Annotated in this window: 25 protein-coding genes; 13 read left to right on the top strand and 12 right to left on the bottom strand. The window is 39.8% G+C overall.

Translation table 11 applies throughout. The annotated features are described in order from the left end of the window. Window positions 1-105 precede the first annotated feature (105 nt). Window positions 106-1,728, bottom strand: coding sequence for a YcaO-like family protein (locus PHC76_RS10155; protein ID WP_299972240.1), 1,623 nt, complete (start codon window positions 1,726-1,728; stop codon window positions 106-108). Between the two features lie 50 nt (window positions 1,729-1,778). Between PHC76_RS10155 and PHC76_RS10150 the strand changes: the two genes are divergently transcribed. Together PHC76_RS10150 and PHC76_RS10145 are read left to right on the top strand one after the other, a co-directional pair. After that, complete coding sequence (locus PHC76_RS10150; RefSeq protein WP_299972242.1) at window positions 1,779-2,390, top strand: hypothetical protein; 612 nt, start codon at window positions 1,779-1,781, stop codon at window positions 2,388-2,390. Then, complete coding sequence (locus PHC76_RS10145) at window positions 2,387-4,027, top strand: B12-binding domain-containing radical SAM protein (protein WP_299972244.1); 1,641 nt, start codon at window positions 2,387-2,389, stop codon at window positions 4,025-4,027. The genes PHC76_RS10150 and PHC76_RS10145 overlap by 4 nt, the downstream gene beginning before the upstream one ends. A gap of 87 nt (window positions 4,028-4,114) precedes the next feature. Here the strand turns inward: PHC76_RS10145 and PHC76_RS10140 are convergent, their stop codons facing one another. The 4 genes from PHC76_RS10140 to PHC76_RS10125 form a co-directional block, all read right to left on the bottom strand. Continuing rightward, on the bottom strand, window positions 4,115-5,446 hold the full coding sequence (locus PHC76_RS10140) for a hypothetical protein (protein WP_299972246.1): 1,332 nt from the start codon (window positions 5,444-5,446) through the stop codon (window positions 4,115-4,117). Between the two features lie 328 nt (window positions 5,447-5,774). Then, complete coding sequence (locus PHC76_RS10135) at window positions 5,775-6,203, bottom strand: hypothetical protein (RefSeq protein ID WP_299972248.1); 429 nt, start codon at window positions 6,201-6,203, stop codon at window positions 5,775-5,777. A gap of 11 nt (window positions 6,204-6,214) precedes the next feature. Continuing rightward, complete coding sequence (locus PHC76_RS10130) at window positions 6,215-6,940, bottom strand: Rieske 2Fe-2S domain-containing protein (protein ID WP_299972250.1); 726 nt, start codon at window positions 6,938-6,940, stop codon at window positions 6,215-6,217. A gap of 123 nt (window positions 6,941-7,063) precedes the next feature. Continuing rightward, window positions 7,064-8,473 carry an FAD/NAD(P)-binding oxidoreductase gene (locus PHC76_RS10125; protein WP_299972252.1) on the bottom strand — a complete coding sequence of 470 codons (1,410 nt, stop codon included), beginning with the start codon at window positions 8,471-8,473 and terminating at the stop codon, window positions 7,064-7,066. Between the two features lie 225 nt (window positions 8,474-8,698). On the opposite strand from PHC76_RS10125, the gene PHC76_RS10120 reads away from it, so the two are divergent. Further along, window positions 8,699-8,998 (top strand): chorismate mutase, encoded by a 300-nt coding sequence (locus PHC76_RS10120; RefSeq protein WP_299972254.1) that lies wholly within the window; start codon window positions 8,699-8,701, stop codon window positions 8,996-8,998. Here the strand turns inward: PHC76_RS10120 and PHC76_RS10115 are convergent. Further along, window positions 8,995-10,212, bottom strand: a complete 1,218-nt coding sequence (locus PHC76_RS10115) for an amidohydrolase family protein (protein ID WP_300210031.1) — start codon at window positions 10,210-10,212, stop codon at window positions 8,995-8,997. The two genes, PHC76_RS10120 and PHC76_RS10115, sit on opposite strands and share 4 nt — an antisense overlap. Before the next feature lie 208 nt (window positions 10,213-10,420). Here PHC76_RS10115 and PHC76_RS10110 point away from each other — a divergent pair, with 208 nt between their 5' ends. From PHC76_RS10110 to PHC76_RS10100, 3 genes are read left to right on the top strand one after another with little or no spacing between them, the layout of a single operon-like run. Further along, window positions 10,421-10,783: a cytochrome c gene (locus PHC76_RS10110; protein WP_299972258.1), complete on the top strand. Its 363-nt coding sequence runs from the start codon at window positions 10,421-10,423 to the stop codon at window positions 10,781-10,783. Next, the gene (lpxB, locus tag PHC76_RS10105; RefSeq protein ID WP_299972260.1) at window positions 10,780-11,829 is read left to right on the top strand and encodes a lipid-A-disaccharide synthase; all 1,050 of its coding nucleotides are present in this window, start codon (window positions 10,780-10,782) and stop codon (window positions 11,827-11,829) included. Before PHC76_RS10110 ends, lpxB begins: the two co-directional genes overlap by 4 nt. Beyond that, window positions 11,822-12,349 carry a hypothetical protein gene (locus PHC76_RS10100; RefSeq protein WP_299972261.1) on the top strand — a complete coding sequence of 176 codons (528 nt, stop codon included), beginning with the start codon at window positions 11,822-11,824 and terminating at the stop codon, window positions 12,347-12,349. Before lpxB ends, PHC76_RS10100 begins: the two co-directional genes overlap by 8 nt. A gap of 9 nt (window positions 12,350-12,358) precedes the next feature. Here PHC76_RS10100 and PHC76_RS10095 read toward each other — a convergent pair whose 3' ends face one another. From PHC76_RS10095 to dsbD, 5 genes are all read right to left on the bottom strand, one after another. Next, window positions 12,359-13,135, bottom strand: coding sequence for a hypothetical protein (locus PHC76_RS10095; protein WP_299972262.1), 777 nt, complete (start codon window positions 13,133-13,135; stop codon window positions 12,359-12,361). A gap of 75 nt (window positions 13,136-13,210) precedes the next feature. Then, window positions 13,211-13,594 carry a hemerythrin family protein gene (locus tag PHC76_RS10090; protein ID WP_299972264.1) on the bottom strand — a complete coding sequence of 128 codons (384 nt, stop codon included), beginning with the start codon at window positions 13,592-13,594 and terminating at the stop codon, window positions 13,211-13,213. Window positions 13,595-13,642: 48 nt separating this feature from the next. Further along, complete coding sequence (locus PHC76_RS10085; RefSeq protein WP_299972265.1) at window positions 13,643-13,840, bottom strand: hypothetical protein; 198 nt, start codon at window positions 13,838-13,840, stop codon at window positions 13,643-13,645. A 199-nt stretch (window positions 13,841-14,039) separates the two neighbouring features. Continuing rightward, a complete protein-coding gene (locus PHC76_RS10080) occupies window positions 14,040-14,423 on the bottom strand; it encodes a thioredoxin family protein (RefSeq protein ID WP_299972268.1) in 384 nt (127 codons plus the stop codon). Continuing rightward, a complete protein-coding gene (gene dsbD, locus PHC76_RS10075; protein WP_299972270.1) occupies window positions 14,420-16,210 on the bottom strand; it encodes a protein-disulfide reductase DsbD in 1,791 nt (596 codons plus the stop codon). Before dsbD ends, PHC76_RS10080 begins: the two co-directional genes overlap by 4 nt. Window positions 16,211-16,353: 143 nt before the next feature. Here dsbD and PHC76_RS10070 point away from each other — a divergent pair, with 143 nt between their 5' ends. The 7 genes from PHC76_RS10070 to PHC76_RS10040 all read left to right on the top strand — a co-directional run bounded on the left by PHC76_RS10070 (window position 16,354) and on the right by PHC76_RS10040 (window position 24,917). After that, window positions 16,354-18,267, top strand: a complete 1,914-nt coding sequence (locus PHC76_RS10070) for a thioredoxin domain-containing protein (RefSeq protein WP_299972272.1) — start codon at window positions 16,354-16,356, stop codon at window positions 18,265-18,267. After that, window positions 18,264-18,953 (top strand): prolipoprotein diacylglyceryl transferase family protein, encoded by a 690-nt coding sequence (locus PHC76_RS10065; RefSeq protein ID WP_300210029.1) that lies wholly within the window; start codon window positions 18,264-18,266, stop codon window positions 18,951-18,953. The genes PHC76_RS10070 and PHC76_RS10065 overlap by 4 nt, the downstream gene beginning before the upstream one ends. Beyond that, window positions 18,950-19,624, top strand: coding sequence for a hypothetical protein (locus PHC76_RS10060; protein WP_300210026.1), 675 nt, complete (start codon window positions 18,950-18,952; stop codon window positions 19,622-19,624). The genes PHC76_RS10065 and PHC76_RS10060 overlap by 4 nt, the downstream gene beginning before the upstream one ends. Window positions 19,625-19,666: 42 nt before the next feature. Further along, the gene (locus PHC76_RS10055; protein WP_300210024.1) at window positions 19,667-20,299 is read left to right on the top strand and encodes a hypothetical protein; all 633 of its coding nucleotides are present in this window, start codon (window positions 19,667-19,669) and stop codon (window positions 20,297-20,299) included. Between the two features lie 3 nt (window positions 20,300-20,302). Further along, window positions 20,303-21,694 (top strand): radical SAM protein, encoded by a 1,392-nt coding sequence (locus PHC76_RS10050; protein ID WP_300210022.1) that lies wholly within the window; start codon window positions 20,303-20,305, stop codon window positions 21,692-21,694. 73 nt (window positions 21,695-21,767) lie between these two features. Continuing rightward, a complete protein-coding gene (gene ppk2 / locus PHC76_RS10045; protein ID WP_299975231.1) occupies window positions 21,768-22,712 on the top strand; it encodes a polyphosphate kinase 2 in 945 nt (314 codons plus the stop codon). Between the two features lie 9 nt (window positions 22,713-22,721). After that, window positions 22,722-24,917 (top strand): SulP family inorganic anion transporter, encoded by a 2,196-nt coding sequence (locus tag PHC76_RS10040; RefSeq protein WP_299975228.1) that lies wholly within the window; start codon window positions 22,722-22,724, stop codon window positions 24,915-24,917. Here the strand turns inward: PHC76_RS10040 and thrC are convergent. Continuing rightward, complete coding sequence (thrC, locus tag PHC76_RS10035; RefSeq protein WP_300210020.1) at window positions 24,914-26,383, bottom strand: threonine synthase; 1,470 nt, start codon at window positions 26,381-26,383, stop codon at window positions 24,914-24,916. The genes PHC76_RS10040 and thrC overlap by 4 nt on opposite strands. Window positions 26,384-26,503: the final 120 nt, after the last annotated feature.

Genomic DNA, 26,503 nt, shown 5'->3' with positions numbered 1-26,503 from the left:
TTTGACTACGCTCGCCGCTAAGGCACTGAAGCTTGCCTCTTTGAGGCAGAACAAAGTTTCTCGTCATTGCGGACTAGATCCGCAATCTGAAATCCTGAGTCTAGCTCAGGATGACAATGTCACCTTCTTCTTTTCCAACCGATCATACATTTTTAACATATTGTGATAATCGTTATGAAGCGTTATATCAATCAAAAACTCTTCCCCCTCTAAAATCGCCAATGCCCGTTTTATTTTCTCTTGCCCATAGAGATTAAAAAGGGCGTTTTCGTACTCTTCCCACTCGTAATCCCCTTCCCCCATATGGATGAGTTCTGCTACGATATGTCCCATCTTCGAAGTTCCAAATTCGAGAAGCGAACGCGCCTCTTCGGTGTTACCTAGCAACAAATGGATTTGTGCTTTAAACTCCTGCATCGTAAAACTGTTTTCGAAGAGTACACCAATATATTTTTCGACATTCAACGTCTCTTCAAGAGACTCGATAGCATCAAGGATATCTTCACCGTCGTACTCCTCAAAATTGAGTACCATATCCCGAATCCACTTGCCGTTATTTTTGTTGTTAAAGCTCATATCTTCTATCGGATAGACTTCAGAAAGCCCAGGGATAATCATTTGGCACGAATAAAAGCCCAAATAGTCGTATTCACGAAAATAGATTTCTTTATCCATTTTTTTTACTATAGAGACTAAATAGTCAAACTCATCCATCGAACCGTTCCCTTTATAGTTCCATGATGCATACTTAAAACTTTTTTTACTGCTTAAAAATGGAAATCCAAGCTTGCCATTAGAGTCAATAAAATGGGATTCAAGATTAAAACTGTCCGAAACCACACTCATATCAAACGTCGGTACTTCAAAAGCATCCAGATTCTCCAATCCGCGTCCCTGCATCAACTCCGTCATGGTACGCTCCAGTGCCACTTCTAAAATCGGATGTGCCCCGAAAGAGACAAATAGCGTCGAGTTTTCAGGATTAATAAGTGAAATAGCCGTTACGGGAAATTGTCCCCCAAGCGAAGCATCTAACACCTCAACAATAAACCCTTTGGCACGTAATGCCATTACATCGTTGTATACACGCTCATAGCGCTCTATAACCTCATTTGGATAGTGTGGAAGCGCATAACCGTTTTTGATAATCTCTATTTTGGCGTACCGTTCCAATATCTCACTGAGTGCTTGTACTTGTGCTTCAAAAGGGGTATTTCCAGTCGCAAGACCGTTACTCACATAAAGATTGCTCAAAATATTAATGGGAATATTTACTTTGTCAAATGTTGAGTGCTGGATAAAAGGCAAGCAAACTATTTTATCCTCATAATCGCTGTTGTAATCAACAAAATCTTCATCTTCGAGTTCATTGTTGGGATCATATATAGCGCGTAATTCATCACTTAGATACGCTTCATCGAAACCATACACCACTTCATCGGGATAGTATTTTCTCCCTGGAAGATAAAAATCGATAAAAAAATTATTGGTCTGGAGACGCTCGATATACTCTCCCAACGCACTTGCTTTGGAGGCATTGGAGACAATCCCTTTGCCGTTTGAATAGATATGACTGGGAGCCTCAATAGAGGCTAGATTGACTGAATAGCAATTGTCTAATGGGTGTTTCTCATCCGAAAATCGTGCTTCACATCCCACATCCGCTAAAACAGCTTCCATTTTTTTAATAGACTCTTCGAGAGGTGCATTTTTAGATAAAATATTCATGATGGATCACTTTATAGTTTTAGCTCAAGTATAGCGTATTAAGGTTATAGTTGCACAAATATATTGTATGGAATCGTATGGCTATTATCTCTATCGCATCAACAAAAGGGGGGGTGGGCAAAACCTCCCTCGCATTCTCTCTCGCAAAAGACCTTGGATACCGTTACGCAACGAACGATATGTCCGTAGCTCTCAATAAATACAACAATGCCCGCTACTACCCAAAAAAAATCCCCCTCTACCCTGACACCGTCTACGATTTTGGTGGATTTGACGCTGACCATGCTGATGAGATTTTGCGTGCTTCGGATATCATTTTACTCCCCACCACTAATGATCTGAACTCCATTATGAAAAGTTTAATTTTTATCAAAAAATATTCCGAAAAGACTATCCTCGTTTTTGCCAATATGATTGATAATCCTAACGATGCAATCATGATTAAAGCAAAAATCCACGAACATTTTCCCAATCTCGCCTTTACCTACCTCCGTCGTACCAAACTTCTCAAAAATGCTCTCGAATCGGGGCTTAGTGCAACACAATTCTTTGAATCGAGCAAACAAAATCAACATCTTTATCGTCAAGCCTACAGCGAATACAATAAAATACTCAAACTTTTTACCACCGAGGGTCAATACTTTCAGGCTCCTAAAGCATGAGTACTATTTTACTCACCACTCTCAATGCCCGATATGCCCACAGCGCACTTGGACTTCGCTATCTCTATGCCAATCTCCATGAATACCAAAACGATGCACTAATCGTTGAATTTACTATCAATGAACAAATCCAAACCATCGCGGAAGAGATTCTCAAACACTCTCCACGTATCATTGGGATCAGTGTCTATATCTGGAATGCATCGGAAACCGCTCAACTCATCGAGATACTCAAAAAAGTCTCACCCGAAATCATCATCGTCCTCGGTGGCCCTGAAGCGGGACATCTTCCCCACCGTGTTGATTTTTCAAAAGCTGACTATATCATCAGTGGCGAGGGGGAGGTGGCATTTTATGAGTTGTGTAAGGAGATATTATCCTCTCGTCATTCCCGCGAAGGCGGGAATCTAGCTCGTCATCCTGAACTTGATTCAGGATCTAGCATCTCTTCTGAAAGCCATCCCAAAGAAAAAAGCTGGATTCCCGCCTTCGCGGGAATGACGAAGGGAAAGCCCCATTTCATCAAAGCCCCTATGGTTGATCTCAAATCCATTACCATGCCCTACCGTGCCTACAGTGATGAAGATATTGCCAACCGCACCCTCTACGTCGAAGCATCACGCGGCTGTCCCTTCGAGTGTGAGTTTTGCCTCTCCTCCATCGATGAAAAAGTGCGTAATTTTCCCCTCGATGAACTGCTCGAAGAGTTTGAAACACTTTGGCAACGGGGTGCACGAAGTTTCAAATTCATCGACCGTACCTTCAATCTCAATATGACCTTTGCTAACCGTATTTTGGACTTTTTTCTCTCTAAAGAGCCCCCCTACTTTGCCCATTTCGAAGTGATACCCGATCATTTCCCCGATGTACTCAAAGAAAAAATTGCCCGATTCCCCGCAGGTTCATTGCAACTCGAAATCGGTATTCAAACACTCGATCCTGTGATAGCTAAAGGGATAAACCGCCCCTTACGTGTCGAAAAAATCTATGAGAACATCCGCTTTTTAGAAAATGAGACCTCCTCACACATGCACCTCGATCTCATCGTCGGATTACCGGGTGAAACATTAGAGGGATTCGGTCGTAATCTGGATAAGCTTGTCTCTCTCACCCACAGTGAAATCCAAATCGGCATCTTGAAAAATCTCTCAGGAACCACCCTATCACGGCATGATAAAGAGCACGGGATGATTTATAGCGACACACCTCCCTACGATATCCTCCAAAACAATCTGCTCAGTTTTGAGCAGATACAAAAGATGAAACGATTCGCACGATTTTGGGATATTTTTTACAATAGCGGGAGTTTTGATAAAACTGTAAAATTATTGTGGATTGCCACGACTATGCCTCGCAGTGACGAAACAAGTGTCTTTAAAAGCTTCTACGCCTTCAGCGAATGGATCTATACCCAAACCCTATCCACATGGAAAATATCATTAGAACGCCAAATTATGCTATTACACACCTATCTCCTCCAATACCATGAAAAAGAGAACGTTGAAGAAGCATTAATCGACGATTTAGCAAAACGCCCTGAAAAAACGATCCCGTTTTTCTTGAGACAATCATCACACACAATGCATCAAAAAAATGAAAAGAGTATTACGCCAAAACGGCAAGAAAAAAGAGTCTAAAAGTGCACTAGAGTGACGAATTCTAGTGCGAAAAGCTTTATATAAGGAAAATCGAAAGGGCCCAAAGGCCCAGAAAAAGAGAAATTCTTAGAATTTCAAAGAAGCAATAATACGAAGTGTATCGGTTGTTTTATCTGTAGTATCTGTCGCTTTAACATCTTTATCAAATGATGTATAAATAGCTGTCAAATCGAGCATTCCAACTTTTGTATTTGCAACAACATCCCATGCAGAAAAATCAGTATCAGTAGTTGCAGCACGAGCAACTGCACCAAGTGCTCCACTATTAGCACCTACTTTAGCAGAACAATAACTTGTCGAAAGAGTTACACCTGGAACCATTTTTGTAGAAGCCCCAACTTTAAACGCTTTAGTATCTGGTGCTGCTACAATTTCGCCATCCATATAGACACTTCCAAGACCGGTATAAAGCATTGTTTTGTCTCCTGTAGCAACGTTTGCAAATCCAAGAGTACCAGTACTAACTTTTGAATACGCTGCATAAACATTTACACCAGAAACATCAACGGCAGCTTTAACAGCCAAAACATTTGAATCTTTTTTAACCACATCAAGATTTTCAGCTCCAGATGGATATCCAGCAGCAATTACTGTATTGTTACCAAGCTTAGGCATCATACCTGCAAATTGTGCTCCAAGATCAATCATACCCATCAATTTTGTATCTGCTTGCAACCAATATGCATCTGCAATACTTGGTACATTGTAATACCATCCTTGAAAAGTTGTATTTGGAACAGATTTATTAATCGCTGCAAACGCATACGCACCATCACTACCAAATGTACTAAATGCTCCACCGTTTGCTACCGTTGTACCACGACCTGTTGCTGGAAGCAAGCCAACACCATTATGTTTTCCAACCCATGCAGCTGCTAAAATAGTATCAGGCAAGAAATAACCATGCGCTACAGCCGCTTCAAACGTATTGTCAACGACGTTCCATGATTCTGTGAAACAAAGAGGAGTTTGAAGCGCCATACGTCCCATTGCTACATCGAACTCTTTTTGAGCATATTTTAAATTAGCAACTTCCATCCATGCTTGATCATTTAATTGACCAGCTGCTAACGCACCTGAATTATTGTATTTAGCAGCTGGAACGGCTCCAACCAAATTATTTTCAAGACCAAGTGTTGAAAGTGCTGTCATTTTAACTGCACCACTGATGTTTTGAAGTAGTTTTGCAGAAGCACCTACACTCAATCTTGCTTCAGCAGATGAGTTTGTGTTATGATCAAAAAAACTTTGTGATGTAGTTGCACCCGCACCCGCACCAGAAAATTCAGATGTTTGATACCAAAGTTTTGCTTCACCATCTACTTTAATATCATCAAGAGCGTATACGCTTGTTCCCAATGCCATTACAGCAACTAAACTCAATTTTCCTAATTTCATTCCTTCTCCTTCTAAAGCCGTCCAAATAAGTTAATCTTATAGGATCATGAGAGCAGTTTACCATTCATTTCTTAAATAACTCTTTATGTTATATAGTTTTTAGTGATAGAGTAACAATTTTGTAAGTATGTTTGATAAAATTGTGATTAAATCGTCATTTACTTATACTAAGGGATTTTATGACTATTAGATATTCAAAAAATAAATATTATAAAGCATATACTCTATAAATTTTAGACGATAATTAAAAAATTAATTGGTTATGAAATATAAAAGATTTATATATTAGCAACCTCTCAAAATTGAGAGGATAGTGAAGAAAATGTAATTACCAGTTGCGGATACGAATATGACAAGATGTACACTGCTTTAAAAGCTGCGAGTAATCTTCTAGAGCATCATCCATCCGACCGGCTTCAATTGAACTTATCATATCATTAGAATAGAGATGTAACATACTCGCTGTCTTTTGAGCAAATTGGTATGCATATTTTTGATCTTTTGGCAAAATCCATTTTACCTCATCACTCTCTAATGTTTTAAGAGTACCTTGAAGTTTTTTTACCCCTATTTTCATCTCATCTGTTGAGCTGTAAAGTCCACCTCGTTGAATCTGTTCCATTGCTTCTAACATGGTACGCATATCTTTCATCAGCATTGTACGATGATCGTTATCTTGTGATTTAGATTTGTCTGTTGCATAGATAGAACTTGCTACAAATGCAGAAAGTGCTATGGTTACTAAAATCTTTTTCATCCATTCTCCTTTTAGTATTGAATCAATTCTTTTGAAAACTCAGTAAGTTTAACGGTTTTAGCCGAAATAGAGACAAGTTTTTTTGCTTCTGCCGGACCATTATAAAACTGTTTAAGCTCTGGTTTAAATGATTTAAAATAGTCTTGAAATTTATCCGAACCTAAAACTCCAACGGCCCAGATAGTATCATCCGATGCTACTTCCAATACAACTGAAGCGAGCGGTTGCGTTGCTGCACCACCTAAAACTTTAGCACCGGCAGCAGCATCGTAAGCAGAGAGGTGAGACGAACAAACAATAACACCACTTTTTTCATATGCCATTGTTTTTTTAGCTAATGGCACATAAGCGATAAAACTATCAGCTGGGGTAGGATGTGTCAACTGATGTGCACAAATTGCACTGTATGCTACAACTGTACGCTCTTTACCTACTCCACTTTTCCAAATATACTTTTCCCCATTTTCAGAACTTAGATCAACATCTTTATTAGTAGAGTTTGGAAGATTAATCAACATACAAGGAGTTGAAGCATACGGGTAGTTAAAAATATAGGTTACCTCTTTTTCGAGTGTAGTAGCTTTGATAGGCTTTCCTGCTCCATCTACTAATTGAGCTTTCTCATACGCTTGATATAACGTACCATCAGCCGCATAAAGGGTCCCTTTAATCAATGAAGGATTGACTGCAATAACTGTTGCTCCAGCAATGACTTTTAAAAAATTTCTTCTATCCATGATAATTTCCGTGTGAATGATTTCGTGATGTGTAGTTTAGCAGGTTTTTTGTAAATTTTAACGTCATTCCCACTCGGGAGAGTAGGAACGAAAAAGGCTGAATGACGATGGACATACTTAGATTTAACTAAACAAATCTCTCATAGCACCTTTGTACCAATCGTGCGTTGCTTTTCCTAGACCAGTTGAGCGAAATTTGTCGTTAACTGTATCCCCTTTTGGAACAGACCCTTTACTTCCGATAACCGGACCGTCAACCATAAATTCATGATTAACCATGATAGCTTCTTCAGGATTGCCATTTACCATTGAGTAACATACGTTTGCACTTTTATACGGAAGAGCTGAGGCAACACTGTACGATTTACCATGAAGGACGTGAGCGATCTCTTTTGCACACTCTTTACCTGACCAAATAGCTGATTGACCACTTGGTGGAATTTTATGACCAACAACATCACCAACTGCATATACAGACGTATCTGTAGCTGTTTGAAATGAAACCGGTTTTTCAGCACTTGTTGCCATTTTAACTTTTTTGAATCCATCAGCAGTAGTAGCAACACCTGACATTTCAATGACCGGATTAGACATATTGTGTGGAATGAAATTGAAAATACCGTATTTTTGTGTTTTGGTTGTTTTAACACCTTCTGTATCATCTTTACTAGCAAAAACTGTTTGAACGTAAGTAATCTCTTTCTTAGCAAAATCAACATCTACAATTTTACAGTTATCCATGTGCTCAACAACACCGGCATAGAGATCTTTCCAAGTTTCTTTAAATGCTGCCCCTTTTGCTACTTCAGCAGTTTCATTCAAGATAATTACCTTACCTTTAATCCCCTCTTTTTTCATGTAGTTAGCAATCATACTTGCACGCTCAAACGGTGCAGGAGGACAACGGTATTTACCTGCCGGTACAGTAATAACTACATCACCATCTTCCATGTTTTTAACCATACGATCCAATGCGATATGCTCGCCACCCGGAACCAATGCAGCTGGAGTTAAACGTTTAGCTTTTGCAATTTTTGCCGCATCCCATGTTGGAAATTGTCCTTTGTAATTGTAATCAATACCTGGAGCCAAAACCAAGATGTCGTACACTACTGAACCTTTAGAGGTATACACGATTTTGTTTACGCGATCGATCCCTGTAACGACTGCCGTCAACATACCATAACCATTTGCCTCAACTGCTTGAGAATAGTCATGTGTTAATGTACCAAGGTTAACACCTTGGATTCCACCAAGATTACAGTTTGAGAATGGGCATGACATAAAACTATCATTTTTTTCAATAATCGCAACATCAAATTTAGGATCAATCTTTTTGAGTTCTTTGGCAACTGTCAAACCACCGAAACCACCACCAATAACAACTACTTGATGCTTACCGAGCATAACACTAGCAGGTGCTGCTGCTTTCGCGGGAAGTGGATCAAATGCTTTAGTACTACATCCGCTGACTGCGGCAGCTGCAGCACTAAGTCCTGCAAACTTAAATAAATCACGTCTTGAAATGTTCATGTTGGGTCTTCTCCTGTTTCTTTTAAAGTAAGAGCATACTAGTCTTGATAAGCTTAAAGATTTATAAGAATATATAAAATGAGTTTAAAAACACCAAATAAGAGTTTATTATAAAAAAGTATGTGATAAAAATGTTATTACCTTCCTGTAGCACCTATTTTAGCACTACTTTTACTATTATAATGGTATGATATGCAAACCATAATTCTAAAGGATATTACTCACATGAAAACTGAAGATTGTCAAAGTTTAGAAGAACTCCGTAGATATATTGACCAATTAGATGACCAAATTGTTGAGCTTATTGCTACACGAAATGCTTATGTTAAACAAGCGGCAAAGTTTAAACAATCTATCGACGAGATCAAAGGAGATGAGCGGATGGAAGCGGTGATGGATCGTGTCCGTAATCGTGCCATGGAATTTGGAGTATCCCCAAATTTATTAACAAAACTTTATAAAATTATGATTGATGAGATGGTGGAAGCAGAGATAGCAGAATTTAGGAATGCGAAGTCACTTTAAAACTTCGTCACTTCCCCTCGGCAAATCGCCATCACAACTTTCCCTTTCAACGTTTCATTTTTATACAATGAGTGGTGATGCTCTACTCGGGTAGTATTACGTGGATCAAAAAGGATTAAATCAGCACTATTTCCTACTGCGATTATCCCTTTATCTGCCCCAATCTGTTCTGATGGAGTACGTGATGCTACCTCTACTAATTTTGACATATTGATGATATCTGTTTCTATAAGATAGGTATAGAGTAATGGTAAATACTCTGCAATCGATGTTGTCCCCACATGGGCATCGTAAAAGGTGATATCTTTATAAATATCGGAGTTTGGTTGATGCAATGATGTGAGTGAGTGAATATCCCCTCGGCGTAGTGCATCGACCAGTTCTAACCGTTTGGCTTCATTGACGAGCGGAGGATTGATTTTGGCATCGGTATCGAATCCTATGCACGCCGTATCATTTTTAAACAGATGGTGGATAGAGACTTCACACATTACATCGATACCAAATTTACGCGCTTCGCTAATCAGCTCAACGGAACGAGGCTCGGTAATACTTTTAAAGACAATTTTAATCCCGAAATGACGCGCTATCTCAATCATGGAAGCGACGTGGACAATCTCGGAGAGGGGAGATATCCCCGGTAATCCCAGTTTGGTTGCGACAGAGCCATCCGCCATCACACCGCTCTCTACAAAACTTTTTTCCTCAGCTTTATAAAAAAGCGATTTATTCGCCATTTTCACATACTGGGCAATCCGAGTAATCAGGTTATAATCGGCTATTGTCGATGTATGGACAGCAACACACCCTTTTGTGAGCATAATCGCAATATTACTTAACGTACCCGATTCATTCAAAGCACTCACTGTGGATTCAATCAAAGCTCCGTTTTTAAGGTTGCGGTGTTGTTGAACGAATTCTAATGTAATTACATTATCAATACGCGGTGTTGTATCACTGGCGAGTACAACCGTACTTACCCCGCCACTGAGAGCGCGGCGTGAAAGTTTTTCGAGGTTAGTACGGCTAAGTTGTGAATCTTTAAGTCTGACATCGGTATCAACAAGCCCCGGAAGAAGATAACACCCCGAACCATCAATCATTACATCATCATGAAGCGATTGCCCTATTTCAACAATCACCCCATTCTCAATTCGAACATCACTTTTAATCTCTGAATGTGCATCACAAATGAGTGCATTCGTAATAACCATGGTTACTCCTGTGTTGTTATATTAGTATTAGCACTAAAACGAATGCATCCGTTTTAGTGGCAAGGACTAAAGTCCTTTGCAATCCCCTAAAGCTTCAAAACGTTGTTTTGAGAATATTAGAGGTATCTATACACCCTTTTTTGTAAAAGCGTGTAAGGTCAGTTATAATAACGCCATTGTAATCTATGAAGGTTTAAAAAGGGAACTTGTGCGTTTTTTTATTCTCGTTTTTAGTTATACACTTTGGTTATTTGCTGTACCCTCACCGTATGAGATGGGAAAAAAACTCTATTTTTCCAAAGGGTGTAACGGATGCCACGGTATTAATGCCGGTGGGACAAATCTCTACCCTCCCCTCGCCTATCGCCGCAAAGCTTTCTTAGAGTACAAACTAAAACGACTCCGTTCGAAACAAGGAGATACCCAATTGGCTCAAATGATGATCCCTTTTGCTATGGCATTAAACGATACACAAATCGATCAACTCACCACCTTTTTAAGTGAGTTTCATGAGCAAAGCAAAAAGAAATATGCTCCCGATGATTCTAATACCGGAGATGGCAGTTCATGAAACTCTTAATCTCCGCACTCGAACACTCCGCCAATGTCCATTTACGCTATCTTCTCAAAGAGTTAGGAGATGATGTTCAACTCAACGGTATTTTTGATGCCTCTTTAGGGGAAAGTATCATCGATTTGCGTTCAACCGCTATTATGGGGTTTGTCGATGCACTTACCAAACTCCCCTTTTTCTTCAGACTCAAAGATCAGATGGTGGAGTTAGCAGAAGATGCAGACAAAGTGTTGTTGATTGATTCTTCAGGATTTAATCTCCCCTTGGCCAAAGCCATCCGTAAACGTTATCCTGACAAAGAAATCATCTATTACATCCTCCCCCAAGCATGGGCATGGAAGAAAAAACGGATTCCTGTACTCGAAAAAACAATCACTCGGCTCTGCTCTATCCTCCCGTTTGAACCAAGCTACTATTCTCCTACTGCTCCTATTGAATACGTCGGACATCCATTACTCGATGAGATAACGGTACACAAAACATCTCTCGCACCAAGTGGAATCATCACCTTTATGCCCGGAAGCCGTCCGGGAGAGATACGAAAACTGATGGGAATTTTTAGAGAGGTGCGGGAGAAAATTGAATGTACCGCGATGCTTGTCATCCCTCCCCATTTTAGTGAAGAAAAAATCGAAGAGCTCTATGGAGACATCAGTGCATTTACCATCACGCACGATGCCCACGCCACCCTCTCGCAATCTGATTTTGCCTTTATCTGTAGCGGAACGGCAACTCTCGAAGCATCACTCATCCGTACCCCCTTCGCCCTCGTCTACATCGCTAAAAAACTCGATTACATGATCGGACGAGCACTAATTAAACTCGAATACGCTGGCTTGGGAAATCTCCTTTTTATGCACGAATACCACCGTCCTCTCCACCCTGAATTTATTCAAGATGCAGTAACGGCAGAAAATCTGTATAATTGCTATATTCAAATGGATAGAGAACAATTTTTTAACGATTCGGCACTGTTGCATACGCTTCTAAAATCAGGAAGTGCACAACGGGTCGCTCACTTACTCAAGGAAACACATGATTAGACTTTTTACTTGGTCAAAAACCACTATTAAACGCTATACCAACGACAAAATCATCCCATACGTTTTTACGTTGTCGGATGATCCGATGCTTTTTCGTGATCTGCTCAAAACCAATAAAATGTACCAAGACGGATTAAAACTCGAAGGCAATATTCCGGGATTTCGTTTTAGCGTCGGAAGAAGCTATGTTGTCTTTATCATCATTTGGCATCTAATCATGCTCCCTCCGGCGGCTATCTTTCACCATCCGTTAACCAAAATCGATTGTCACCTTTTAATCATTATGGCAGTGTTATTTACAGGGATGTTTTTTGCAATGTATGCAATTTTTAAAGAGTACCTCATCGATGCCGTTGCCCATAAAATCTTGCAACGGGGATGGGAAAACCATTTTCCCCATTTTGATTACGATTTACATGCTAAAGAGGTAGCCAAGATTTATGCAGAAGCTTTGGATAAAGAGATACCGCACAAAGAGATGCAGTTGTATATTTTAGAAAAATTGGTGGAAAAAAAGTAATTTTCAACTTTAAAAGGCATAGTTCACATCGAAATATGCCTTATTGTCCTGATTTTCAGCTTCCAAACTTTTCGTAATACTCACAGACGTTTTGACTGCTTTATTGATTTTATGTTTATGTACCAATTTGATTTTTTTATTTTCACCTACCGTTGGATCGCTATCTCGCATTAAAATGTACGATGCATTGATCGCAGTGTCACCCCCATTAGTATAGTTTATCCCTGTAGTATAGCTATAAGGATTACGGTAAATACTATTATCAGTTGAGGGGCTATCCAATAATGAATAACTCCCCTCCGCAAAAACATTGTAAAAAGTATTCATTGGATAGAGAGCTTTGAGGATACTTGTATATTGCGTAGGATCACTCTGAGCACTGGTTGTTTTAACGGGAATCGTAATGTTTTCCATGGCATTGAGGGCTAATGAATCCCCCAGTTTTTTCCGATAGAGTAGCGATAATTTTGTATTTCCGATAGGGGGAGTGTTATCGAATCTATTTTTTATGTAAGAGCCTTGCAACTTTGCAGAAAACTCTTCTAATGAGTATTGTGCACCCATGGAAAGTGTTTCAGTAGTCTCATTTTTTTTTAAACCGTAGCTCATACTCGCCTCACCGCCGAACAATTCCGGTAAACCTGCATCATGTGTGTAGTTGAGTGTTTTATTATCGCATTTGCTCTGATTATAAGCCCATGCAGGATAAGATTTATCGCAGGGTACATAATCCCCTCCCATCAATGCAGTAGCCGATACCATTACTAAAAAACTACACCAACGCATTTCTAAACACCTATCAATCAATTGCATGTCGAAATGTACCAAAAGTATAGTAAATACTCTTACTATTTGCAATATTTAGAGGTTTTGGGTAATCACACGAGCCAAATCGCTATCCATATTGAGCAAATGGTTACGCAACCAATCTCCCAAACGCTCTTTAACATACCCTTTGGCAAATATCAGTTTACCGCTTGAAGCTTTCTCTCTGAAATAGTTCATCTCATCCAATGCTTTTTGGTGTTCTTGTTTATGTTCTGCTTTGTTGGGATAAACGATGAGTTCCATATCTGCCTCTTCTTCGGCAAAATGGTTTTGTGTGTGGAGAATAACGGCATCAAAAGCTACTAGAAACTCACTATCAGGAGTATTTTTGAGGGTTTCATAGAGGGTATAAAACTCTTCGTGTCGCTGATCGATAGAGTCCACACCCACTTTTAGAGCATCCGGTAACTGTGACATAGAGAGCCTTTTTTTAACTCTGTATTCAATTACCGTTCTACTACCAAATTAAAGTTTATCAGCAGCTCGATGAGCCTCTTTTTTTACTTGTTTTTCTGACTTTTTCTCTACTTTTTCAACTTTTACCACATTTTTTTCAACTTGTGTTTTTTTACCAGGGCCTTCTGTAGGAGTGGGTTTAACAGCATCTGCTGCATAGAGTGTTACAAGTGAACATAGAACAGTAGTAAGAATAACTTTTTTCATTTTAGATCCTTAGTGTTTTTATATATTGCAATATATTAAAACACTATATCACTAATAATATTGTAAATTCTAAATAAAATCATTTATATTTTAAATATGGTTTATAAAGAGGTGTTTTTCGAAATTAAGTGTATTATTAGAAGTGTAATAGATTTTTCCTCACTGTTAAAGTGAGGATATTATAGCAAAAGAGGAGAATTTATTTTTTATATTTACCCAATATTCCCATAAAATTCGGGATATTCGCCGCACCGTCATAACGACCGATTTTTTTGCCGTTAGCGTCAAGGAAATGAAACGTCGGGGTTCCGATATATCCAAGGCCATCTGGAAGAAAATCTTTATGGATATCGATATGGACGGGAATATACGATTTAACGATAGCATCGGCTACTACTTTCTCTTCAAAGACAACACCATCCATATATTCACAAGCAGGACAATTCTCACGTGAGAGCATCACCATCACATTTTTATGCTCTTTTTTCGCTTGAGCCAATGCAGAATCATACGATGATGCCCATTGTATCTCTGCAAATGCACACGAAACTAATAGTGCTAATCCTAAAACTATTTTTCTCATTTGATCCCCTCGATGTGTTTTAAAAATTCACTCGCTTCTTTAAATCCAATAATGGTTGCTTCTTTATTTTGCACCCCTTTATCATCAAAAAACAAAATAGCAGGAGGTCCGAAAATGCCGTATTTTTCACTAATCGCTTTGGACACTTCATCGTTAGCCGTTACATCGACTTGGACTAAAACATACTTATCCATAGCTGTTTTTACCGCTTCGACGCTGAATGTTTTCTCTTCGTACTCTTTACAAGCAGTGCACCAAGCGGCAGAAAAATCAACTAAGATTTTTGTACCTTTGTTCTTACTCACAATGGCATCCAGTTCTTCTATTGAGGTGATTTTCTCAAATTTTTTATGTTGACTCGGAACAATCGTGGATGCTTGTACTTGTGTTACAAACGGATCCAAAGGGTGCAAAAGTTCTTTTGCTCCTGCCATTCCCCCTACTAATAGAGCAAAACCATATAACAAAATCATAATACCCAAAGCTTTTACATTGGCACGTGAACTCCATGATGGATGGATACCTAACGGTTCGAGTGCGTTCATATTGACCGCCACAAAAACCGCTAATCCACCCCATAACAATAACGTCGTATTTTCATCCAACACGCGACCCATCATCCAAATAGCAATCCCCAGCAACATGACACCAAACACCGCTTTGATGACATCCATCCACATCCCCGGTTTCGGCATAAATTTACCCGATGTCGTCCCAACTACCAATAATGGAACACCCATACCGATAGAGAGTGAAAAGAGTGCAATTCCTCCGAGCAATGCATCACCCGTTTGACCGATATAGATTAATGCACCCGCCAAAGGAGCTGCCACACACGGACCTACGATTAATGCCGACAAAAAGCCCATAATCGCAATTCCGATGACACCACTGCGTTGACCACTAAGCTTAGAGATACGTGATTGGATGAAGTTGGGAATTTGGAGTTCATACACATCAAACATTGATAATGATAGTAGTACAAAAATGAGAGCAAATGCGGTAATAATCCACGGTGTTTGAAACGCAACTTGAAGATTTGCTCCGAAAAGCCCCGCCAACACCCCTGCGATAGTATAGGCAACCGCCATCGACAACACATAGACGAGTGAGAGCAAAAATGCTTTTTTTGCCCCCATTCCTTTGCCTTGGGCTAGAATAACCGAAGAGATAATCGGTATCATCGGGAATACACACGGAGTGAGTGAAAGGAGAATACCAAACCCGAAAAAGCTCACAATAATTACCCAAAGACTCCCCCCCTTGATAACATCAGCGATTTTATCGGTTTCAGATTCAGCCTTAGGTGCTTGAACCTCTTTTTTTACCTCTTGAGAAAGAGCAGGAGCATTAATGTTGGTCACTGGTGTTAATTTATCGGCATTAATGGGTATTTCCAAAACAATTTGCTGTGGTTCGTAACACAACCCTGCAAGCGAGCACCCTTGAAACGAGAGTTTAACTCGAAGTTTTTTTTCTCCGCTTACCTCCCCTTTTTTCCCTAAATCGATTCTAATGAGCGGAGATTCTTCGTAGACACTTTCACCCTCATGATCGACGGTTTTCGTCGTATTGGAAACTTTTGTAAACTCAATACCATCTTTTGGATCGGCATCTTCGATTTTGAGTTTATCTTTATAGAGATAGATTTTATCCCCTAACTCAATCTTAATCGAAACGGTATCATCATCAACCACTGAAATTTTGGGTTTAAACGCCTCTTCAGGCTGTAAAAATCCAAATCCATAGAGTGATAACGAAAAAATAAGCAAAAATAAAAAACGCATTCTAAACCTTTGAACTGATAATAATCACTTATTTTACCGTATTAAAAGATAACTTTTCTTTTTTAGAAACATTGTTAATATTTTTCAGTTTCCCTATAGCCTCAAATGCTACACTATGCGATTCATAAATTTTGGAGTTTTTTATGTCCAACCGTCTCGCCTTTGAGGATTCACCCTATCTGCAACAACACCGTGATAATCCCATCGATTGGTATCCATGGGGTGATGAAGCGTTTGAAAAAGCTTTGTCTGAACATAAATCTATATTTATAAGTATCGGTTACAGCAGTTGCCATTGGTGTCATGTGATGGAGCATGAGGTGTTTGAAAATACTAAGATTGCCGAATTTGTCAATCAACACTTCGTTTGTATCAAAGTAGACCGAGAAGAGCGTCCCGACATCGACAAACATTTTCAAGAACTCCACAACCTCCTCAACCGACGCTCTGGGGGCTGGCCACTCTCTATTTTCGCTACCCCGCAAAATAAACCCTTTTATGCCGCCACCTATATACCGCCCTATAATCAAAATCAGATGATGGGATTTAGTGAACTCACCGCCATTATCGCCGAAAAAGTAGCCCAAAACGATGAAAAACTGTTTCAAAATGCCAATGAAATCATGAGCTTTATGAAACCGAACAATGCCCCAACCCAAGCCACCCAACTGAACGAAAAAATCATTCTCCAATTTAGTAAACAAGCTGAGCACAACTTTGATAGCGTCAATGGCGGATTTTCAAAATCACCCAAATTTCCCCACGCCTCTACCCTTAAAACTTTGTTGACACTGGAAGCATTAGAGACTAATCCACTGTATCACACAATCGTTACCCATACACTAAATTCGATGGGTCGCGGGGGGATGTATGACCTCATCGATGGGGGATTTTGCCGTTACAGTACCGACGAGTCTTGGCTCGTTCCCCATTTCGAGAAGATGAGTTACGATAATGCCCTACTGTGTGAGATTTATGCCCGTGCCTCATTAGCCTACAATGAACCCCTCTTTGCTCAATGTGCCCAAGAGATTGCCGATTTTATGATAAATTTCATGATGGAAAACAATCTCTTTTACAGTGCGAGTGATGCCGATACCGAGGGTCATGAGGGGAAATATTTTATATACACCTATAATGAGATACTCCAAGCTCTCACTTTAGCCCACGTAGAAGATATTACAGAGGCTTTGAGCGTGTTGGGAGTGACGCACGAGGGGAATTTCGAGGGGTATAGTATTATTACCCTACCGAGCTTAGAACGTCCGATATGGTTTGCTGATTTTGTCACACAGTGTCAAAAAATGCGTCAAACTAGAGTGTACCCCTTCATCGACCGTAAAATCAATACGGCATGGAATGCGATGATGATTAAATCGCTCTTTATTTTAGGCAAATCCAACCCACTTTATCATCAACACGCACTGGATTCACTCAATGCATTACTGGAAACGATGATGATTGATAATACCCTCTATCACACTACACTCATCCATAAAAGTCCTAAAATCGGTGCTTTTTTAGAAGATTATGCCTATCTTAGTAACACACTAATCGAAGCGTATGAGTGTACGTTCGATGAGATATACCTCATTCGAGCACAACAACTAGCCAACAAAGCATTAGAGCTTTTTTACCAAGAGGGGGCATGGTATTTCAGCCGTGGAGATTTCCCGACGATTGCCGAGATGGATGATGGCTCATACCCCAGTGCTATGGCATTTATGATTGATTCCCTCCTCAGTCTTGGGAGTTTAGTGGATGGTAAATATCGCCATTTTGCCTTTAAAAGTCTCGAATATGTCTCTCTGAAACTGATGAAAACCCCGATTTACTATCCCAAACTCACCGAACAGTGCATCCGCTATCTCAAAGGTGATCGGATTATCAAAGCGTCAAAAGCACTTCTAAGCGAGTGCGAAGGGTTTAACTATCCTTTCATACTGCTCAAAAGTGATGAGAGCGTTGAGGAGTATTTGATTTGTGGCGAGAATAGTTGTTTTGCCAATACTTCTGATGTTCATGAATTAGAAGGATTACTTCGTAATAGCCTATGAGTATCCATTTCATTTTCGATTTACTCTCGTACAGTGTTGCTTTTTTGATCTCATGGAAATGGATACGTCCCGCCACCCCTGCCATTGCGGATGAAACACTCCGCTACGGCTATTACACGGCATTGATCATCGGTTTTTTTATCGGTGCTTTTGGATTTGGTACACTCAATACCTACTATTCATTGCATCAAATCATTATCGGAAAATCGGTATTAGGTGCGATATTCGGCGGTGTAGTATCAGCAGAACTCTTTAAAAAATTTGCCCATATCCGTGGTTCTACGGGGGCATATTTTGTCCCCTCCCTCTCTATCGGTATTGCAATAGGTCGGATTGGGTGTTACCTCTCAGGGATTCAGGATTATACCTATGGTATCGAGACAACAACTATTTTCGCCCATGATTTTGGGGATGGAATAATGCGTCATCCCGTACAGCTCTACGAGAGTGTATCGATGGGGCTATTTTTTCTTTACACTGTTTGGGTTTACAAAAACAACAAAAAAACATTTGAACACACTATTTTTTATCAATTCATTGGGTATTATTCTCTACAACGTTTTGTTTGGGAATTTTTAAAGCCGTATGAAACTCTCATTTTTGGGCTTACACTGTTTCAAATACTTTGTCTGATTCTTATGGTTTATGCATTTATCTATCTTCAACATAAAAAAGGGAAATTATGAAAAAAATATTTTGGGCAGTTTTATCCAGTGCGGTGATGAGTTTTATGTTGACGGGATGTATGACCACGAAGCTATGGCAAGATGACAAAGGAATAACATCATCAAAGTATCAGGACACAATTACGGCGTTTATGATGACTGAGGATGGAAAAAATATTATTTTTGCTAGCTCTCAATATCACTATATTATGAAAAGTGATGCGGCATTGGTATTTTTACTTTCGCATAAAAGTGAAATACCCGTTCACTATCAATTTTCTAAAGATAGTTATTCTGTTTTCACGAATAATCAAATACAAGCCGTATTTAGTGCATCATTCAATAGTAATGATATAGCACCATCACTTCTTCAAGATTTCAATGATCACCGTTATGGACGTACCAATACAAAAACTAATCAAGTTGACATAGATTTTCATTTGAGTGGAAATCGATATCAAAGTGATCCGAAAATTAATGCCTTAATGACATCTTTACAGCAACCAATTGAATTTACTTTTACAGAATTTCATCCTCGTTCATCGGGTGAAAAAATAGCAAGTACGTTAGGTAAAATCGCTGTGACACCTATCACAGTGGCAGCTGATGGTGTATTAATTGTTTTTGGAGCCGCTGTTATAGTTGTACGAGTTGAAGCTGAAAGATATGGAAGATATGGAACATATCATTAAAATGTCACATTATTCTGAAATGTATAATATTAAGGATTAAGTATGAAAAAAATATTTTTGGCAGTATTCGTCATTGCGTTGGTTAGCTTTATGTCTATGGGGTGCATGACTACTCGGTTATGGCAAGATCCTATCACACATAAGCCCTATTCAGAAAAAATCGATGCGTTTTTACTCAATCCACAAAATGGTCAAACAGTATTTTTGGGAGAGAAATACCACTATATTTTTGATGCTAATGCTCAATTGGACTTTTTACTTAAACATCGAGAAGATATTTCTTTGACATTTAATCTTAAAAATGGTGCATTTTATCAAACGAATGAAGATAATGCTACTGCACATTTTAGTGTCTCAATTGACACAAAGAATATCAATCAAGAACTCTTAGAATGGCTAAAAATCAACCATATTTCTGTAAATTCCAATACATCGCTCTCTATGATAACTATCAATCTAAAAGGTAAACGTTACCTTGCTGATCCAAAAGTAAACCAACACGCTCAAAAATTCTCAAAATCAATAGAGATACAAATAAATGATGTCAAAAAAGAAAATCGCTCAGTTGTCATCAAGATACTGGCAACACCTTTGGCGGTTGCAGCTGATGGTGTAATGTTTGTTGCTGGAATGACGATTTTAATCCCTCTTGCTATTGCTGAAAGTATTCACTAAACTATGGCACACTATTCCCAAACCTATGATTTGTATCTAAATTCAACACAAAGTTTCTGCCATACTTGCGGAAACCTTACCAAACTCGTTGATACTCATATCGTCACCAAAGATAACGAAGTATTTTTACGCAAATTTTGTCCTAAATGCGGTGAATCGATGGTGAAGATTTCGAGTGATTATGAGTATTTTAAAACGTGTGATAGTTACCTCAAAGCACCCGATCTCCCCGAATCGTCCAATACTCAAGTATTACGCGGTTGCCCGTTTGACTGCGGTGTGTGTCCTCAACACCAAAATCATCCCTGCCTTGCCCTCTTTAACATCACCGATGAGTGCAATATGAAGTGCAATATCTGTTATTTCTCCTCCTATCCGGGGGCAGGGAATCATCGAAGCATGGAACAAATCGAGCAGATGCTTTCCACACTCCTCAAGGTAGAAAGCCAGCCCGATCTGATCCAAGTGACAGGAGGAGAGCCGACCACCCATCCAGAGATTATGGAAATATTACGGTATCTTAAAAAATCCCCCGTCCGTCATTTGATGCTCAATACAAACGGAATACGACTCTCTGAAGAAGAATCGTTTGTTAAAGAACTCAAATCCCTTGGGGGTGGGTTTGAAGTCTATTTACAGTTTGATTCGATGGATGAGAAAGCCCTACGTGACATTCGTGCCAGAGATATGCGTTCTATTCGACTCAAAGCATTGGAACTGTTAGAAAAATACAGTATCTCGACAACATTGGTTTGTGTTATCAAAAAAGGGGTAAATGATCATGAAATCCCTGATATTGTCGACTTTTCACGCCGTTATCGCTGTGTGCGGGGTGTCGTATTTCAACCCGTTCAAGAGGCGGGACGGATCGAAGCGGCGGATGATTTTCGCCTCACCCTCTCTGAGATACGCTCCCGTATTATCGACGACCCACGCAATCCATTTAGCAGTGAAGACATGATCCCTTTACCGTGTGATCCCCATAAAATAGGGGTTGGATATGCAGCAAAACAGATGAAGGACGGATATGCCGATCTCTTTCCCGTCACGGGAAAAATTCCTAAAGAGATCGTGACATCGCATACAGGAACAGTGGCATTTGAGCAAGATCGCGCTTTTGTCAAAACGATCATCGAGACGGTTAGCCTCGATACGGCGATGGGAGAAGGGATTCTCAAAGACAAAATCAAACAAAAACTTTTTTGTTGTTGGCCGTCATTTTTAGCACCCTCAGATATGGGATATGAAAATGTTTATCGTATTGTTATCATGGAGTTTTCAGACATCTATAATTTTGATTCGACTAATATTAAACGGGAATGTAACTTTATGATTGAACCAAATCGTGCTATCCCGTTTTCCACTTATAACATGGGGATCAAATTCACTCAATAAATTTAAACAAAAAAATACATTTTAAGTAACATTTTAATAATATCAACGCTATAATCAAAAAAAAGGGGAAAAAATGGGCGCAAAAACCTCTATGCTCAAAGATGAAGTAGTTGACACAGCCAACCTTGATGAAATAGTACATGAAGATCGTCGAAAAACAGACTTTGAAAATGCGGTTGAAAGAGAAAAACATTCCAAAAAAGAGGAACGTTTCCCCGTTTGGGTCAAAAAATCGGTTCTTGATTACGAAAAAGAACTCAAAGAACTCCAAATCGAACTTTTAAAACTCCAAAATCATGTCAAGGATAAAGGGCTAAAAGTACTTATGATTTTCGAAGGTCGTGATGCGGCTGGAAAAGGGGGGACAATCAAACGGATTACCGAACACCTCAATCCACGCGGTGCCCGTATCGTAGCACTCGAAAAACCCTCAGACGTTGAAAAAACACAATGGTATTTTCAACGCTATACCGAATACCTCCCCAGTGCGGGTGAAATGGTCCTCTTTGATCGAAGTTGGTACAATCGCGGTGGTGTTGAGCCGGTTATGGGATTTTGTACTCCGCATGAGCATCAAGAGTTTTTAGATCATGTCAGCGAATTTGAAAAAATGTTGGTAAATTCTGGTATCATCCTCTTTAAATTTTATTTCTCCGTCTCTAAAAAAGAGCAAGCACGACGCTTTAAAGCACGCAAGACCGATCCTCTAAAACAATTTAAACTCTCCCCTGTCGATGCCAAATCACAAGAGATGTGGGATCAATACACTACGGCAAAACTCACCATGCTCAAAGCTTCCCATACAGGAACATCACCATGGGTTATTATCCGTTCCGACAATAAGAAAAAAGCTCGAATCAACTGTATCAAACATATCTTATCCAGTATCCAGTACCCCTCTAAAAATCAACCCGATCTCAAAACATCGAAAAAAATATTAGCGTGGGGAGATGAAGAGATAAAACTTATCGAAAGCACTATTCAACCTCACATAAACGGTGATATCAAAAAAGGATAACCCCCCAGAGTGATTAAGTTAAACACTATTATTGCTGATTTTTGGGGTGGAACGGCCGCAATGCTCGTCGCCCTCCCCTCTGCTATTGCCTTTGGGGTTACTATTTATGCCACAATAGGTGGACATTATGGAGCGTATGGTGCGGTAGCGGGGATACTTGGGGTTGCGGCAATTGGAATTATTGCCTCCCTTTTTGGGGGAACGAATCGTCTGATTTCGGCTCCAAGTGCTCCAGCAGCAGCTGTTTTATCTGCCTTTGCCCTCACCTATATCTCTAAAGATTTCGGACCCGATACTGTTTTTGCCATGCTCATGGTTGTTGCACTCCTAGCCGGTATATTTCAAGTCCTTTTTGGTCTCATAGGTCTAGGCAAACTCATTAAATATATGCCTTTTCCCGTTGTCAGTGGTTATCTTAGCGGTGTTGGTCTTTATATCATTGCATCCCAAACACCCAAATTTTTAGGTCTCCCGCAAGGTACTCATATTCTCGAAGCATTAAAAAATCCAACAACATGGCAATGGGAGAGTATGACCGTCGGATTCGTCACCATACTCACGATGTTTTATGCCGATAAAATCGTTCGCATCATCCCCGCTGTTATTTTGGCACTTATTATAGGAGTTTTAACCTATGGTTTACTGGGAATTGCAGATCCTCTACTCTTTGTCCCTAACAATCCTCTAGTCATCGGTGAACTGGGAGGAAGTAATGGAATTAATTTCCTCCAAATGTTCATCGGACGTTTTAACTCACTTGCCACTTTTTCCCTTAATGACCTCTCTCTACTCCTTTTTCCAGCATTAACGCTCGCGGCACTCCTCTCTATTGATACTCTCAAAACCTGCGTCATAATAGATTCAATGACACACTCATTCCATAATTCAAACAGAGAGCTCATCGCTCAAGGTTCTGGGAATATAACCTCATCATTGATTGGGGGGATGAGTGGTTCAGGTACAATGGGGGCAACAATGGTTAACCTCTCTAGCGGTGCACAAACTTCTCTCTCAGGGGTGATAGAGGGGGTAATGGCAATCCTCGCCTTTTTGCTTCTTGGGACGTTTATAGCGTGGATTCCCGTCGCTGCATTAGCAGGAATACTCATCGTTATCGGTTTACGGATGATTGATCGCCATAGTATTAAACTTCTCAAAACTTCAAAAACTGCCCTCGATTTTTTCATCATAGTCGTTGTTGCCCTCACCGCACTTACAGTGAGCCTTATCGCTGCTGCCGGTGTGGGGTTGGTGCTAGCAATTGTGTTATACATTATCCAACAAATAGGTGTCTCGGTTATCTATCGCCAACAAGATGGAAGTGAAATGAAAAGCAAAATTATCCGCTCCAATGAAGATGAATTATATCTTACAGAGCGGAGCAATGAATACTCTCTCTATGAGCTTCACGGCAGTCTCTTTTTTGGTACGGCTAATCAACTATATACAATGCTTCAAGAGGATTTACGACACAAAAAATATATTATCTTGGATATGAAGCGAGTACAAACCGTCGATTTAACCGCAGCCCATATTCTTCTGCAAATCAAAGATATTTTACACGATGCAGGAGGATATCTTATCCTCTCACGTCTACCTCATAAACTCCCAAGCGGTGATGATATGGAGAGTTATTTCAACCATGTCGGACTCTTAAAACATCTCAGTCCTATCAAAGTTTTTGATGATTTAGATGATGCTCTAGAGTGGGTCGAAGAAAAACTCTTAGCCGAAGAAGATAATCGAAATACAAAAGAGAGTCTCCTTTCTCTTGGAGATTTCAACCTCTTTAAAGGTCGTAAAGCCGATACGTTGGCTGAACTTGAAATGCTCCTTGTTAACGAATCGTATAAAAAAGGGGAGACAATCTACACGATTGGAGAATCAACAGGAGAGATATTTTTAATTCGTCGAGGTTCGGTGCGGATAATGCTCCCTTTTAATGAGCAAAAACATATTCATCTTAATACTTTGACCCAAGGGAGCTTTTTTGGAGAATTTTCATTTTTAGAAGGCACTCCGCACTACACCGATACCATTGCAGCAAGTGATACCGAACTGTACATGATTTCAAGAGAAACGTATGATCTCTTCTCAACGCAACACAAAAAAGCGGCACTCCATTTTATGGAAAGCCTAGCAACAGTCCTCGCAGAAAGACTCAAAGTAACACGTAATGAACTTGCCGTAGAAAATGATGTTTAGAGAAATTTCAAAATTTCCATTTCGATATTCTCTTTTTCAATAACACTCGATTGAGTTATCGGTTTTGTAAACAACCCTTTAATCATTGATGGAATCGGTGTATTGGCTGTTTTTGAGATTGACTCAAGTGCATCGATATCGCGTGCATCCAATTCACCACTCAAAGCATTCGCAATCGTCGGAGAAAATTTTGTCCACTCTGCCGTCGAATAAACAATAGTTTTTAGTTTTTTCGTTGCACAACAGTCATACGCTTTAAAACACGTCGCAGTATGCGGATCCATCAAATAGCCACTATCAAATGCCTCTTTGATATACGCTTTGCCCTCTGCACCATTACAATAATCGGCGGAAAAGAGTGAATGTAACTTCATTGCTTCATCATCGCTGAGGGCATAAAAACGTTCCGCTTCCAAACCAGCCATCAACTCTTTAGTTCGCTCACTCCCAAAAAGATCGAATAAAATACGCTCAACATTACTAGAGATCAAAATATCCATCGCCGGAGAAGTCGTTGAGACTACTTTATCATTACGTAGATCATAACGACCGGTATTAATAAGGCGTGTAAGGACATTATTTTCATTCGATGCAATAATGATCTTCTCAACTGGAAGCCCCATTTTCATCGCGTAATACCCACCGAGCGCATTTCCAAAATTTCCGCTCGGGACATCGAGATACACTTTTTCACCCATTACAATCACGTTTTGACGAATGAGTTCGAGATAACTATGGATATGGTAAATGATTTGAAAAATAATCCGTCCGAAATTGACTGAATTTGCCGCAGAAAGGGAGATATTTTTCGATTTAAGTGTTGATTTAAACGTAGCCGAACCTAAAAGCTTTTTCAACGCACTTTGCGCATCATCAAAGTCACCGTGAATCCCGATCACTTTGAGGTTTTGCGCATCTTCCGTCACCATTTGAAGACGTTGAACATCCGACGTTCCCCCATCGGGATAGAGACACGCTACACGAACATTCGCTCTGTTTTTAAAGGTCTCCAACGCCGCAGGTCCCGTGTCTCCACTCGTTGCCGCTAAAATCAAATACTCTTCGCCCCGTTTTTGAGCGATGGATGAGAGAACCACACCGAAAGGCTGTAATGCCATATCTTTAAACGCGCGGGTCGGTCCATGATAAAGTTCGCTCACATACAAATCATCACGCACTTTGACGACTGGAACGGGGTTGGTCGGATCGTCAAATTTATCATAGAGTGAGAGGGCTTCATCGATTACGGAGCCGTCGATATCGATGGCAAGCGTTGTCAGTAAATCTTTCGCCAGCTCTTTATAACTGGAGTTCAAATGTTTAGAGAGGAACGCTTCACCAAGATTTGGTAATTCGCTCGGAACATACAATCCCCCAAACGATGCGATGGGGCTTAAAATCGCCTCTGAAAAGGTAACCTGCTGTGGATGGATTCCGTCATTTCCGCGTGTTTCTATAAATTTCATTGGTTCACTTTATACAATTTTTGTGATTATAACAAAGAGGCTCTCATGTAACCCTTAGAAGGAAGCAACAAAATATAAAATGAGATATTCAAAATGCATTTCAGGTAGTTTTTGTTTTTT

Source organism: Sulfuricurvum sp. (assembly GCF_028710345.1).
Classification (GTDB): domain Bacteria; phylum Campylobacterota; class Campylobacteria; order Campylobacterales; family Sulfurimonadaceae; genus Sulfuricurvum.
Note: the sequence above shows the minus strand (reverse complement) of the source record. Positions and strands in the feature narration are given on the sequence as shown.

Excerpts from the sequence above, each read along its gene's own strand:
- PHC76_RS10155 (WP_299972240.1), bottom strand. The coding sequence starts at position 1,728 with ATGAATATTTTATCTAAAAATGCACCTCTCGAAGAGTCTATTAAAAAA.
- PHC76_RS10145 (WP_299972244.1), top strand. The coding sequence starts at position 2,387 with ATGAGTACTATTTTACTCACCACTCTCAATGCCCGATATGCCCACAGC.
- PHC76_RS10140 (WP_299972246.1), bottom strand. The coding sequence starts at position 5,446 with ATGAAATTAGGAAAATTGAGTTTAGTTGCTGTAATGGCATTGGGAACA.
- PHC76_RS10135 (WP_299972248.1), bottom strand. The coding sequence starts at position 6,203 with ATGAAAAAGATTTTAGTAACCATAGCACTTTCTGCATTTGTAGCAAGT.
- PHC76_RS10130 (WP_299972250.1), bottom strand. The coding sequence starts at position 6,940 with ATGGATAGAAGAAATTTTTTAAAAGTCATTGCTGGAGCAACAGTTATT.
- PHC76_RS10125 (WP_299972252.1), bottom strand. The coding sequence starts at position 8,473 with ATGAACATTTCAAGACGTGATTTATTTAAGTTTGCAGGACTTAGTGCT.
- PHC76_RS10120 (WP_299972254.1), top strand. The coding sequence starts at position 8,699 with ATGAAAACTGAAGATTGTCAAAGTTTAGAAGAACTCCGTAGATATATT.
- PHC76_RS10115 (WP_300210031.1), bottom strand. The coding sequence starts at position 10,212 with ATGGTTATTACGAATGCACTCATTTGTGATGCACATTCAGAGATTAAA.
- lpxB (WP_299972260.1), top strand. The coding sequence starts at position 10,780 with ATGAAACTCTTAATCTCCGCACTCGAACACTCCGCCAATGTCCATTTA.
- PHC76_RS10100 (WP_299972261.1), top strand. The coding sequence starts at position 11,822 with ATGATTAGACTTTTTACTTGGTCAAAAACCACTATTAAACGCTATACC.
- PHC76_RS10095 (WP_299972262.1), bottom strand. The coding sequence starts at position 13,135 with ATGCGTTGGTGTAGTTTTTTAGTAATGGTATCGGCTACTGCATTGATG.
- PHC76_RS10090 (WP_299972264.1), bottom strand. The coding sequence starts at position 13,594 with ATGTCACAGTTACCGGATGCTCTAAAAGTGGGTGTGGACTCTATCGAT.
- PHC76_RS10085 (WP_299972265.1), bottom strand. The coding sequence starts at position 13,840 with ATGAAAAAAGTTATTCTTACTACTGTTCTATGTTCACTTGTAACACTC.
- PHC76_RS10080 (WP_299972268.1), bottom strand. The coding sequence starts at position 14,423 with ATGAGAAAAATAGTTTTAGGATTAGCACTATTAGTTTCGTGTGCATTT.
- dsbD (WP_299972270.1), bottom strand. The coding sequence starts at position 16,210 with ATGCGTTTTTTATTTTTGCTTATTTTTTCGTTATCACTCTATGGATTT.
- PHC76_RS10070 (WP_299972272.1), top strand. The coding sequence starts at position 16,354 with ATGTCCAACCGTCTCGCCTTTGAGGATTCACCCTATCTGCAACAACAC.
- PHC76_RS10065 (WP_300210029.1), top strand. The coding sequence starts at position 18,264 with ATGAGTATCCATTTCATTTTCGATTTACTCTCGTACAGTGTTGCTTTT.
- PHC76_RS10060 (WP_300210026.1), top strand. The coding sequence starts at position 18,950 with ATGAAAAAAATATTTTGGGCAGTTTTATCCAGTGCGGTGATGAGTTTT.
- PHC76_RS10055 (WP_300210024.1), top strand. The coding sequence starts at position 19,667 with ATGAAAAAAATATTTTTGGCAGTATTCGTCATTGCGTTGGTTAGCTTT.
- PHC76_RS10050 (WP_300210022.1), top strand. The coding sequence starts at position 20,303 with ATGGCACACTATTCCCAAACCTATGATTTGTATCTAAATTCAACACAA.
- ppk2 (WP_299975231.1), top strand. The coding sequence starts at position 21,768 with ATGGGCGCAAAAACCTCTATGCTCAAAGATGAAGTAGTTGACACAGCC.
- thrC (WP_300210020.1), bottom strand. The coding sequence starts at position 26,383 with ATGAAATTTATAGAAACACGCGGAAATGACGGAATCCATCCACAGCAG.